Raw genomic sequence first — 13,295 nt, forward strand, 5'->3', positions numbered from 1 at the left:
GCAATAAACTTATTAGCTTTAAAACATGAACTGCCCCAAAAGTGACGAAGAACCTATTTATCTTTAATTGTTATTTTAGTTCGGAGGAATGTATCATAACATATAATGAAAGGCATCATAACATTACTTGTTATACTTCATAACATTACTTGTTATGCTCCATTACATTATTTGTTATGAGACATAAGATATAATGTAATTTCAATTTAATTCCGCCAACGGGTAGAGGAAATAATATCTTAAAACGCTCTTGTTACTAATATGTCCCTTCCAACTGATATTATAACAAATTCGTTGGAATTGATGCAAAGATAAAGAAAAGTTCTTTAACTATAATTATTTAGTAATCGAAATATTACGGCAAGCCCGAAAATCCGCCTCACAGAATAGTATTTCCGTCTCACGAGATGATTTTTTTCATCTCACGAAACGGATTTTTTCGTCCCGTGAGACGGATTTTTTCGCCTCGTGAGATCATTTTTTTCGTCTCGTGAGGCAAATTTCGTTGTCCCGTGAGACAAATTTCATCATTCTGCAAAGCAAATTTCATCGTCTTGTGAAACAGGACCGACCACCTCATGAAATAGAAAAAGAGGGAAACCATCGCAATGACAGTTCCCCTCGCTTCTATTTTCTAAATTCCATTAGTTTCCGCTTCCACGGAATCCTTCATCCTTAGAACAGTTTTGCAGGATATTCTCCGGCATCCACCAAAGCCTGGATTTTGTCCACAACGCTCTGACGGTCTTCGGGATAAGTCACGCCAAACCATTTGCTTGTCGTGTCAAGCACTTCGCACGTAGCCGTGCCGTCCTGAATCAGCTTATCCACCATCAACGGGATGAAGAACTCGCTCTTCAGGTTCTCCATGTTCTTCGGATCGCTCAGGAAGCTCTTGAAGAACTCTTGGCTATATCCGAAATAGTCGGGAGTGAAGCCCCAGAAGTTCATGCTGACCGGAGTCGTTTCGGGAGTAGCCGTCCACTCTTCGTTGTCGTCCAGGTATTTCACCTCGCCATCCATGCGCTGAATCTTCGTACGCTCTACAACAGAGGTCAGCAGATGATTGGCATCCGTGCCACAAAGGCCGCGTGACACCGTGCCGCTTTCGCTCAACGTGTTGCCGATGCGGAAACCTACCATAGAATATACATTCTTCGAACCCTCGGGCAGGGCAGAAAGGAACTTACCCATCACTTGGAAAGAATCGCGGCCGTAGAAGTCGTCGCAGTTGATCACGGCAAACGGTTCCTTGATCACGTCCGCACCCATCATCACGGCGTGATTGGTTCCCCAGGGTTTCGTGCGGCCTTCGGGGCAAGTGAAGCCTTCGGGCAGGTTGTCGATGGACTGGAATACCAGTTCGCACGGGATATGGCCTTCGTATTTGGAAATGATCTTCTCGCGGAAGTCCTGCTCAAAATCCTTGCGGATAACGAAGACAAGCTTACCGAATCCGGCATTGATGGCATCATAGATGGAATAATCCATGATAGTCTCACCATTCGGACCCAGTCCGTCCAATTGTTTCAAGCCCCCATAACGGCTGCCCATACCGGCTGCCAATAAGAATAAAGTTGGTTTCATACTTAGTATTATTTAAAAAACAGGTTATTGTACCATTGTTGGTTACGAGGGCAAAAGTACAAAAAATATAATCAACAAAGGTAGACAAATAGTTCATAAATTAGCTGTATTGTCCAATTCTTGCCATCAGAAGGGATAACCGATGGCAAAATGCCATGCCATGCCCTCACCGAACTTGGGAATGTTGTAGTATCCCTTCTTGCCGGTGTCATACGGATCGTGCAACGCCACGCCCCAGTCCAAGCGGAAGACAAGAAAGTCCAAATCGTAGCGCAACCCGATGCCCGTGCCCAAGGCAATCTGCTTCGGGAAGTCCTTCAACTTCAACTGTCCGCCGGGACGGTTCTCGTCGGCACGCATCAGCCACACGTTGCCCGCATCGAGGAAGACGGCACCATGCAGGTCGCTCAGGATGCGGAAACGGTACTCCACGTTTGCCTCCATACGGATGTCGCCCACATGGTTGATGTAGGAGTACTTACGCTCCTTGTCGGGCGGATAACCGCCGGGACCGATGCTACGTGCGGAATAGGCACGGATACTGTTGGCACCTCCGATATAGAATTGCTCAGTGTAGGGCGCCGTCGTCGCATTCCCATACGACCAGATCACACCACCTGCCACGCGGGAAGCGATCATCTGATTCTTATCTATCCGGTAGTGGTAGCGGAACTCTGTGTTCAGTTTCAGGAACTGGGCAAAAGGCACTCCCATCAGTTTCTTCTCCTTCTTGCTGAACGGCTCTCCGAATGCGCGGTAAATCAAAGAGGTCAGGTTACCGGCAGAAGCCACCGTGGTCTGCCACCAGATCGGGTTGCGCACACTGCGCACAGAGGCGTTGTCGTAGGTGTACGTATATTCCATCTTCGGGATGAACTGGTTTCGCAGACTGATATAGAGGGCAGGATTCTGCTCCTGTATCTCCTTGAAGGCTTCCGTAGGATTGCGAAGCACATTGAACGTCAGCTGGAAAGGCGTGACGCTGTGCTTGCGGGTAGCCACAGGCTGGAAGTCGTAGGTGACGTTTCCGCCGAAAGCAAGCAACTTATAGTACTTGGCGCGGTTCATCTGGTCCACGTAGATGCGGAAAGTGGTGGAAGCCGGAAAGTCATACTCCTTGCCTCCCATGCGGGGGAAGACAATACGCGGGAAGGTGAGCGCGGAAGACAAGCCCAGCTCGTAGCTGTTCATCAGCGAACTGCTGTTCTTCCCTGTCTGCCATTCGTAGGAGCCGTTCACCTTCACGTTCCAAGTCTCTCCGCCGCCGAAGACGTTGTTCTTCGTTACGGTGAAGGAGGCACCGGGTCCCGTCTGGTTGTTGCTCTTCATGGTGACGTTGAAGTCCAGCTCGGCATCATAGGGTTTATCCAGCATGGCATGGATATCCACATCGAGTGTATCAGAGACTAACGCCGTATCGCGGGGAACGTATTGCATCTCCAGATAGCGGAAGATGCCTACACTGGAGAGGCGTTCCTGGATGCGCGTCTGGCGATACTGGCTGTACAATCTTTCGGGACGTCGGCGCAGTCCTCCTTTGTCCAGTTCCTGACGCTTCTTCTGGTAGCCCTGATAGTGCAACCAGCGATAGAGCATATTGGGGCGTATCTTCAATTTGTCGTAGTAGTGTATCATGACCGACTTATAGAGCAGACTGTCATTCGGCAACTGTCCTTTCGGCCCGTGCAGGTAGAAGTTGGTGTTTCCCACAAAGAAAGCCCGCTCGGCGTCCTTCGGCATACCGGGTACGGGAGTCATGCGCAGACTGACGTGTCCACCGGGCACAAGGGTCGTATCTGCCTGATAGGTCAGGTAGTCGGGACGGAAATAATAGTAGCCCATATTGCGCAGCAGTCCGCTGATGCGGGTACGTTCTCCATCGAGGTCGGGCACGTTAAATTGCTCTCCCGGACTGATAAGCGAGCGGCGGCGTCCCAAGTTGATGATGCGCATGGTGTTCTCGTTGAAGCCATGATAGTAGACGGTATCAATGAAGTATGGGTTACGCATGTTGACAGTATATTGCAACTTCGCTTTCAGGCTATCCTTCGGGTCGGTGAAGACCTGATAATCCACCGTGCCGTTAAAGTAGCCGTAATCGTGCAGGATGTTGGTCGCCACCTTCTGACGGACGTCCGGATTGACGGTAGACATGAACACAGGGGTAGCGGCAAAGCGGTTGAATATCCACTTGCCAAAGCCTTTCTTATACTTCACAAAGCCATTGTACACCCACAGCCCGAACGGGATAGGAAAACGATACTGCGAACTGCCCAACACCGAGTTGTTAGGTGCCTTGGCAAGGGCTGCCTCCACCTCTTCCATAGCCGTCTCTCCGACCGGTGTATCGGAAGGATTCTCCACAATCATCGGCTTCTGCCCGATGTAGAGCACCTCGCCTTCGGGCAGATGCCGCGTAGTGGAGCAGGCGGCAAGAAGCAGCGCAGCAAGAAGCGTACATGTCTTTCGCTTTATATTCATTACATCTATATTCTTTATTATATTCATCTGTTTTTTTATTAAGGAGTTAGAGGAGTTATCACTTTCTGTACTGTACTGTACTCCACTTCACTCCGTTAAGAATTAAACTCAAAAAACTCACAAGAATATTGGCCGATAACTCCCGTTAACTCCCTTAACTTCCATAACTTCTTGATTCTATTTCTCCTTCTTCTTGAATATGAACAACTCTCCCAGACGATCCATCTTGCGGCGGAGCACAAGACCGATGCCGGTTTCGGTAATCTCTCCATCGAGCACGCTCTCATAATTCTTATTATGGAACACGCGCACGTAGCGGGTCGCACTATTATCGAGGCGGTATTCCAGCGAGATGTTATCGATGAAGGACTCGACATCGTTCGTGGCATTGGCACCGCTGGAGACCTTTCCACCGATGATGATCTGCACACGGTCGTTGAAGAAACGCTGCGAATAGCGGAAACTGTAGTCCGTCTGCTTATCGCCCGTCTCGGCGGCGGTGCGGTCCTTGATGCCGACACTGAGAGAGGCATTCTTAAGATTACCGGTCAGGGAGTTAATCTGGCTTTGCAGCACGCTGTTCAGTGCAGAACCCATTGTCAGTCCGCCTCCCTTGTTGCCGCTATAGAGATACAGCCCCGTGGCAAGCGTCGTAATCGCCTGCTTGCTACGCTCGTCCGCACTCATCGCTGCCAGCTCGTTCTGCATGGTGGCATCTTCGGGTGCACTGAGGTCGAAACTTAAATCAGGGTTCTCCAAGCGGTTCTTTATGTTAACGGAGATATCGAAATTCACCATCCGCGAGCCACTGCCGCCATCATCTTCGGAAACGGAAGTGCGCACCCGGTTGACGGCAGTCAGGTTCAGAGTGGGGTTCATCGGATTACCGGTCCAGTCCACATAACTGCCGTTGGTGAACTGGAACTCTCTCAGCGGAATGACGGGCAAGGCATACTTCATCATACCGTCGATCAAGGTATAGCGTCCGGACAGGGTCAGGTCGCCCTGCGGGGTGTACTGCAAGTTGAGGTTACCTCCCCCCTCCAGCTCTATGCGGCTGCTGCGGTCGGGACTAAGGTCGGCACGCAGGCGGACGGCGTCATCTATGTGGACGGTCATCAGCATGTCCATTCCGCCAAGCGACATGACCGGCGTCTCCTGCTGTTGCACGGAAGCGGTATCGGTGAAAGAGGTGAACTGGACGAGTTCTCCCAGACGGTCTTCGACGGTGAGGGGCGAATCGGTCAGCACGTAGGTGACGTCCGTCTTGCCCAGCAGGTTCATGTTGCCGCGCATGGTCAGTCCGTCGAGCGGGCCGCGCACGGTAGCGTTCAGGTCTACGAATATCTTGCCGTAGATCAGGCTCTCCTTGGTGCGGGGCGCGTCGAGCAGGGTATACTCGCGTGCACTCAGGTTCAGCTTGGCGGTGGGCCTCGCCATGTTGCGGAAGTCGATGTTTCCGTCGATGGTGAAGGGATTGCGGCTGGTGGTATATATGGCAAACTGATTGAAAAGAAGCTGGTTGTTGTCGATCCTCAGCGGACGGTTGTCCAGCCAGTACTTCGCCCCCATCTGACGGGCATGTATGGAGACGCTGTCCAGCGAGATGTCACCGTTCAGCTGCGGCTTGTCCAGCGAACCGTCTATGGTGATGCTGCCGTCGATGTCGCCGGTGAATGCCACCATGCGGTCCGGCACAAAAGCATTGGCAAGCGAGAGCGGGAAATGCTCGAGGACGGCCTCTACGGCGATGGAGTCACGTCCCTCCTTCTGCGTCAATACCGCATCGGCAACCAGCACTTCTTCATCACCGGCACGGAAGTAGGCATTCAGGTAGTGATTGTCGACATCACCCGGCAACCACGTGACCCCCAACCCGACGTCGCCCACCGACTGGCGCATGTAAGTCAGCTTTTCGATATCGGCTTCTGCCGACACCTGTAGCGAAAGGGGCGTCTGCACATAGTTGGCTTCTACGGAGAAGAGGCCGGTAATGGGAGGCATGTAGGGCAGTATGCCACTGAGTTTGTCGAGGCGGAAACGGCTAAGTTCCAGATTGATGTTCTGCAGGGAGACCGTGTCTTCGCGGTTGGACTGCATGCGGAAACAGAGCCCATCTTCGCTGTCCATGTCCACATTGGCATAGACGCGCATGTTCTTGTGCAGGTATATCCAGTCGTGCCCGTCGACGAAGCGGAACTTCTGGAAGGCGACGATCGGCTCGGCGGGTGTGAGCTTGAAGGCTATTCCGTTGCCCTTGCCGCTGCCTTCTGCAAGGGGACGGGCGTTAATGCCGAGGTCGAGGCCTGTATCTCCCTTGTCGTCTACATAGTTCAGGTTCAGCTCTGCATCGTCGTTGCGTATCTCGCCCGTCAGCGTGGTGCGGAATATGGCTTGCGGGTTGCGGGGGCCGTTGATGACGCCTCCTTGCAGCTTCATGCGCGTGGTGTCTTGGCTGACGGCAAAGAAGATGGTGTCGAGTTGCAGCGAATCCATGCGCAGACCGTGGATGGCGGTACGCCCGTTGATGCCGCGCGTGGGGGTAAAGCCGAAGCGCAGTGTGAAGTCGTCGAAGGTGATGTCTTTCGTAGCCAGGAAGTAGCTGACGGGGTTCTGCTTGCCCGCCTGCAGATGCATACCTGCCGAGGGCAGGGCGTGCCGCAACTCGGCATGGTCGAGATGTTTATGCTCAATCTGGCGCATAAGGAGGGTGGCAAAACCCGTGCCCTGCTCCATCAGTTTCTTCATGGTGCTGCGCGCGCGGAACTGGAAGTCAAGGTCGCCCGCGTCCATCTTCATCTTGATGGAGTCGCGGCGCGCTTCTGCGCCAAGCGTAAAGGCAAACGGGCGTTTCAGGGGGCGGGTTGCGATGCCCAGTTTGTATAAGTCTATTTCCGATACGTTCAGGTCCAGCTTGCCGTCCAGATAGTTGCGGTCCAAGCGCATGTCGGCGTTCATGCCCATCTTCAGCAAGGGGTTGTCGCTCGTCAGGCGCGCACTGGCAAGGGCGGATTTCAGTCCGGCGGAGAGGTCGATGCCCGAGATGTTCCAGTGGCCGTACTGCAACTCGTCGAGCGAGGCGGTCAGCGAGGCGGTGGTGCGGCGGTCTTGCGGGAGGAAGCCCTTGCCCTTGGCCGAGAGTTTGACCGAAAGGGTGTAGATGGAGTCGCGGGGCAGGAAGTGATGCAGTTGCAGGTCGGTTACGGTGAGATCGGCCTGATAGGCTTCCGTCGAAGCGTTGTATTGCGCCAGAAGGCTGAGCAGACCTTCGCGTTCGCGCAGCTTCAGGGTGGCGTCGTAGCGGGGGCCGTCGATCAGGAGGCGCGTCTGGAGGTGCATGCTGTCGGGCACTACCAGTGAGCCGTCGGGGGTGATGCCTGTCAGTCCGGTGAGGAAGTTCAGGTTTTGGGTACGGACATCCAGGTCGATGTTTCCGTTGCGCGTCAGGCTGTCGGCCAGATTCCACAGTTCGCCGCCGCCATTGAGGGTGAAGGCTCCCGGGAGGTCGATATTGAAGCGAGATATCTGCATCTGCTTGAGGTTTCCTTCCGTTCCGGCACGGACGACGAGGGGGCGCGGGGGATATGCCTCCTTGAAGGTGTCGGGCAGGGCACCGGCGAAGAGCAGCACGTCTTGCTTGCCGATGCGGGCGTTGAAACGGGCGGTGAGGCGTCCGGTGGTGGGGATGTCTATCAGTTGCCAGTAGGTCTGTGCCGTAAAGTCCATCTCGCTATGCGGGGTGAGCAGGCGAAGGTGGGGCACTTGTATCAGGGTGGAGTCGGCGAAGACACGGCCTGTGAGCGAGGTGACGCTCAGTCCCGAGCGTTCGTTCAGGGAGAGTCCGCGGATGACGGCGCTGATATCGCGTCCGGCATAGTGCACGGAGTCGATGCTTGCCGAGAGGTCTCTCAGGGCGATGTGTGAGGGGTCGAAGCCCTCTGTGGCGGCGGGCGCGTTGCCGGAATCGTAGCTTAGGGACGTGCCGTCGAGGCTGAAGCGTCGGAATCCGTATGCCTGCGTACGGAGGTCGGCAAGGGCATCGGCTATTTCGGCATTGCCCAGGCGGGCTGTGAGCGACGTGGAGTCGAGGGGCATCTGCAAGTCTACGGAGACGTTCTTCAGTGCCAGCTTGTGCAGTGCCACTTTCCAGTTGAGGGCGGTGGCGGAGGTATCGGCATCGGCTGTGGCGGTGGTGTCGTCCATCATCACTTGTATATGGGTGTCGTTCAGTTCGATGCGGTCGAGGACGACGTCTTCCTTCTTGAGGTCGATGCCGTGGCTTTCGAGGAAGAAGTGTCCCAGCACGCCTTTCAGGTGCATGCCTTCTATGAGGTCGGCGGAGTTCAGGGATACGCCGTCGAGGGCTACTTCGTCCACTTCCACGTGTCCTTTTATCAGGGGCCATGCCTGCACTCTGACGTTCAGGCTTTTGAGCACGAGCAGGGTGTCGGGCACGCTGCGCGGGGGGAGCGTGTCGCCCGTCAGCGGACGGACTACCTGCACGCCTCTCACCAGCAGGTTCAGCGGGAAGCGCAGGTCTATCCGCTCTACGGATATGTCCATGCCTGTTGCTTCGGAGGCTATGGCGACGGCCTGTTTTCGTATCATGTGCTGCACGGGGGGCACGTAGAGCAGGACCATCAGTATCGCAAACAATATAACAGGGGTGAGCAATGTCCACGTCACCCATTTTATCCATTTTCTCTTCATGAGGCCGGTATTCGAAAGGTCGGTATTTAATCGGTATTTAAATTGTCACAAAGTAAACAAATTCTTCCGACATTTAGTTCCAGCCGCAGACGAAATTTTGAGGTTTTAAGGGTTTGAGGTTGTGAAGGGGCGAGTTTCGGGAGGTTGTGAGGGGTTGAGGGGGTAAGTATCGGAAGAGTTTAAGGGTTTGGGGTGATAAGTCTCGGAAGGGTTTAAGTTGGTAAGTTGATGCACTAATGAGGATAACTCAAGGATTTAAAGCCTCAAAAGCTTGAAAACTTAAAGACTTAAAAACTCAAAAGCTCAAAAACTTAAAAAAAGACATAGTTTTCCTTGCCGACTATAACGCATCGGGAAAAACAGCGTTTAATATTGGTTAACAATACGAGTCCGGAGTGTTAAAACAACAGGGTCGCTCACTCATCGGCCACTAAAAACGGCTTTTTAGTGGAGGTAGACTGAGGACAGAATGGAGGCAGAGCGTCCGGAAACGGGCACCGGAGGGGCAAAACGAAGCCGAAACAGCCGGAAAATGGAAACGGAACAGCCGAAAAAAAGACAAAAAAGAGGGAAAAAGGGCGAAATATTAGACTTTTTTAACCGTTTTTCGTGAACCGCTTTTTTTCCCACAGAACCGATACAGTGACTCTACGGAACCAGCACAGTGACTCCGCAGAACCGATGAAGTGACTCTACGGAACCGGCACACAGACTCCCCGCATACCCAGCGTGGCAGGAATCGGGTTTATCACCGCCCACCTCTTGCCCGTTATAGGAATATTATTTACCTTTGCAGCGAAAACAAAGAAACCGAAAGCATGTCACACTATTCCAACAACAAACTTACCGCATGGGTAATCGGCATCTTCCTGCTCCTGCCCTTCGGCCAATCCCTCTCTGCACGGCAGACCACCCGAAAAGACAGCCCCATACTCCCCGCCCCGCCCGCCATCGTGCAGACGGCAGAACATCTTCCAACCGAACAACTTACCTTTCCGGACTCCGTCGCCCTGTCGGTGCCCGAAACGGCGGAACACAGCGTGGCATCCCTCGTGGCATACATGAAGCAACACCTCAAGACGGAAGAGCAGCTGGCACGCGCCATCTACACGTGGGTCTCAAGAAATATTCAATACAATGTATACATCACCTACACCCCGAAATACGAGGAGATAGACGAAAAGAAAGAGATACAAAAAATCCTATCTGAACGCAAAGGTGTATGCCAGCAATACACACTGCTTTTCAAAGCCATGCTGCAAGAAGCGGGAATCGATGCCCACACCATCAACGGGTATAACCGCCAGAACGGCGTCCTGCTCCCCGACCCCCACCAATGGTGCGCCGCCCGGGTGAACGGCAACTGGTACATGTTCGACCCCACCTGGGGAGCGGGCTTCGTGGAGGACTACAAGTTTGTGCCCTCGCCCAACTATCGTTACTACAAACAGCCGTCGGACAGCCTGCTGAAGACGCACATGCCCTTCGACCCCATGTTCCAGTTTCGCGAACGCCCGCTGACCTACGAAGAGTTCGACACCGGAACGTTTGACGAACAGAAACCGATGCCCGTCTTCTACTGGCGCGACTCGCTGGAGCTATATGCCCGTCAGGACACGCTGCAACAACTGACCCGCGCCCTGCAACGGATGCAAACTAACGGGAAAGGCAACGATCTGGTACGTTACACGCTGGAACTAACCAAACAGAACATCCGCGTGGCAGAGATACAGCAAGTGCTCACCGCCTACAACACGGCAATGAACCTGCTGGGAGAGGCCGCCGATGGCATCAATCTGTTCATCCAGTACCGCAACAAGGCGTTCATCCCGAAGAAGAATGATAATGACATACAGCTGATGGTGGACATGCCGGAAAGCATGATCACCCGTGCGGACAGCTGCATCAACTCCATCCGCTCCGTGCCGGACCGATACCGGAAACAGATGCTCGAACTCAGGGAACAGATCATGGAAGTAGCCACAACGATATATAAGCACAAACTGTTCCTCAGGCAGTACTTCAAACTGCCCGAGAAGAAGAGAAAAGACCTGTTCAAACAGACGAAATAGAGGGGGGATTGGCGGATTAGTTGCACGTTATTTGTGAGGTATCTGTGGGGTATCTGTGAGGTATTTATGAGGTATTTGTGTACTATTTGTGTACTATTTGCACGTTATTTGTGAGTTATACCGACAGTAGTTTCTCCGCCTGACCTATCGCCTCTTCCACAAGCCCAAGCACCCGTACCCCTTTTTCTTTTATCGCCCCGCAGAAAGACATACTGCGCGAAGCCTCAAGCTCTTTCAGCAGAGCCACAAGGTCGCCAACACCCAACAGTGTGAACAGCGGCAACATCTTATGCCCCACAGCCGCCACTTCCTCCGTATCCTCCGCTTCCAACGCCCGACGCAAACGTTCGACATTGAGGCGCATCTCCTCCACGAAGCTCTCCAAGATGGAACGGGCAGCAGCGGCATCATCGCCGGAAAAGGCAGTAAGCGTACTGAAATCGAGCGTGCCGGCACAAGGCTTACCGACAGCCGGAGCTTCTGAAGCAACAGTCTCTTCCCCCCGCAGCTCGTCTACCAATTCGCGCACCGTAAACGGCTTGTGCAGGCATCCCGAAAAGCCGTGTTGCAGGAATTCTTCCCGCTGCATGTCGCTACGCGCCGTGACGGCTATCACAGGAATCTCCCGCGCCTGCGGAATGTTCGAAGCACGCAACAGCCTTAACAAATCGAATCCATTCATAGCCGGCATCTGCACATCGGTCAGCAACACATCGAACACCCCCGTGCGCAGAGCCTCCAGCAATTCATCCAATTGCAGACAAGAAACCGAAGTAAGCCCGCTCTGCGAAAGCATTGCCGCCGTAAGCGTAAGCTGGATACGGTCATCGTCAATCAGAAGCACTCGAAGCGACGGCAGACAAGAAGCGGAAGCTGAAACGGCAGGTTCTTCCTCACGTTCTGTTTCGGCGGCATCTCCTGCCTCCGCCACCGGTCCCACCGGAAAGAGCGGGATGCGCAGCGTAAATGTACTTCCCTCCCCAAGCCGGCTCTCCACCTCGATATGCCCATCGAGCAACTGCACCAGCATGCGCACGATGGAAAGTCCCAACCCGAAACCCTCTTCTCCCTGTGCGCCTGGAAGGCGGGTAAACTCTTGGAAGATGCGCTCACAATCTGCCGGTTCCATACCCTTTCCTGTATCGATGACGGAGAGTTTCAGATGGTCACCGGGAAAAGCGGCATCACCGTTGGACACGAAGCAGGCCGCCAGCGTGACGTCTCCCTCCGAAGTGAACTTCACCGCATTGGAAAGCAGGTTATTGACGATCTGCCTCAAACGCAAGGGGTCGCTGACAAATGTTCCCTTCAGTTCGGGAGCGATATCACACCGTAAAGAGAGCCCTTTGGCGGAAGTCAATGGCTCGAAGCTGACATGGATCTCTTCCAGCAACCGTGCGGGGTGGAACGTGACGCGGTTGATCTCTGCCTTATGCAGGTCGAGGCGATGGAAGTCGAGCAGGTCGGTCACCAGTTTCAGCAGATGTTCCGACGAGGTCTTCATGTTGTCGAGATAGAACCATTGCCGCTCGTCGACTGTGAGCCGCGAGAGCAGATCGGCATAGCCCATAATGGAACCTAAAGGCGCCTTGAAGTCGTGGGTGATGGCAAGCATCAGTTTCTCACGGGAGGCGAGCAACTCTCCCGCAAAACGGTTTGCTTCTTCCAACTGGTTACGGTAACGGTTGCTACGGGTGATGTCGCGCCAAATCACAATCAGGAAGATGACAGACAGGAGCACGGAACCTACGGCAATACCTGCTATGATCATCGCCGAACGGCGGCGCACAGATTTCTGGAACTCGGCCTCTTCGCGGGCATGCAGCAGGGTTTCCTGTTCGTAGCCCTTCAACAGGCTGTCTATGCGGGCTGTCAGTACATGGTCCTGATGTTGCAGGTTGCGCTTGCGCCGCTGCACGATGGTGTTGGTCTTCATCTTCTGTCGGGCAACCGTGCGCAACTTCTCGTGCAGCGAGTCGGCAGGATTATATGCATCGAGGATGGTGTCGGTGGCCACTTCGAGGGTGGTCTGCACCTGGACGGCACTGTCTTTCTTGGGTGGCACGAAGACTTCACCCAACCGGCGGAAGAAGCCTTTCTTCTTGGGCTGCGTCACCACGGTGTCCCGACGGGCAATGACCCGGCGTTGCACGCGCTGCTGGGTGATGGCGGTGTCTTGCTCGGCAAAAATCTGCTCCACCTCGTCGGCAGGAATCATATTCTCATTAGCCTGGTTCATCATGCGGAGCAAGCGGAGCGTGTTCTCATCTTTCTCCCGCAGGAGTGTAATCAGGCTATCCGTGCGCAGGATATCGCTGTTGTCGGACCCCATAAGGATTTCCATCTCCCAGCGCACGAAGAACAGGGAGCAGAGCAAAACCACCAGCAACACGGCGTAACCGGCAGCAATCTTCTTCTTGGAAACGTTGTTCATGACTTTTAATT

5 protein-coding genes are annotated in these 13,295 nt (G+C 53.9%); 1 reads left to right on the forward strand and 4 read right to left on the reverse strand.

The genetic code is table 11. From position 1 onward, the window contains the following. Positions 1-675 precede the first annotated feature (675 nt). The 3 genes from QZ323_RS10360 to QZ323_RS10370 all read right to left on the reverse strand — a co-directional run bounded on the left by QZ323_RS10360 (position 676) and on the right by QZ323_RS10370 (position 8,778). Positions 676-1,587 (reverse strand): nucleotidyltransferase, encoded by a 912-nt coding sequence (locus QZ323_RS10360; protein ID WP_294634585.1) that lies wholly within the window; start codon positions 1,585-1,587, stop codon positions 676-678. 126 nt (positions 1,588-1,713) lie between these two features. Further along, complete coding sequence (locus tag QZ323_RS10365) at positions 1,714-4,068, reverse strand: BamA/TamA family outer membrane protein (protein WP_294634587.1); 2,355 nt, start codon at positions 4,066-4,068, stop codon at positions 1,714-1,716. A 177-nt stretch (positions 4,069-4,245) separates the two neighbouring features. Then, positions 4,246-8,778 (reverse strand): translocation/assembly module TamB domain-containing protein, encoded by a 4,533-nt coding sequence (locus QZ323_RS10370; RefSeq protein WP_294634588.1) that lies wholly within the window; start codon positions 8,776-8,778, stop codon positions 4,246-4,248. A gap of 818 nt (positions 8,779-9,596) precedes the next feature. Between QZ323_RS10370 and QZ323_RS10375 the strand changes: the two genes are divergently transcribed. Continuing rightward, the gene (locus QZ323_RS10375) at positions 9,597-10,850 is read left to right on the forward strand and encodes a transglutaminase domain-containing protein (protein WP_294634589.1); all 1,254 of its coding nucleotides are present in this window, start codon (positions 9,597-9,599) and stop codon (positions 10,848-10,850) included. A 115-nt stretch (positions 10,851-10,965) separates the two neighbouring features. On the opposite strand, the gene QZ323_RS10380 is transcribed toward QZ323_RS10375, so the two are convergent. Continuing rightward, positions 10,966-13,284, reverse strand: coding sequence for an ATP-binding protein (locus QZ323_RS10380; RefSeq protein WP_294634591.1), 2,319 nt, complete (start codon positions 13,282-13,284; stop codon positions 10,966-10,968). Positions 13,285-13,295: the final 11 nt, after the last annotated feature.

The sequence above is a fragment of the uncultured Bacteroides sp. genome (assembly GCF_910585845.1).
Lineage (GTDB): Bacteria > Bacteroidota > Bacteroidia > Bacteroidales > Bacteroidaceae > Bacteroides.

What these genes read in the sequence shown, in the direction of transcription:
- QZ323_RS10375 (WP_294634589.1), top strand. Translation starts at nt 9,597, where the DNA reads ATGTCACACTATTCCAACAACAAACTTACCGCATGGGTAATCGGCATC.
- QZ323_RS10380 (WP_294634591.1), bottom strand. Translation starts at nt 13,284, where the DNA reads ATGAACAACGTTTCCAAGAAGAAGATTGCTGCCGGTTACGCCGTGTTG.
- QZ323_RS10365 (WP_294634587.1), bottom strand. Translation starts at nt 4,068, where the DNA reads ATGAATATAAAGCGAAAGACATGTACGCTTCTTGCTGCGCTGCTTCTT.
- QZ323_RS10360 (WP_294634585.1), bottom strand. Translation starts at nt 1,587, where the DNA reads ATGAAACCAACTTTATTCTTATTGGCAGCCGGTATGGGCAGCCGTTAT.
- QZ323_RS10370 (WP_294634588.1), bottom strand. Translation starts at nt 8,778, where the DNA reads ATGAAGAGAAAATGGATAAAATGGGTGACGTGGACATTGCTCACCCCT.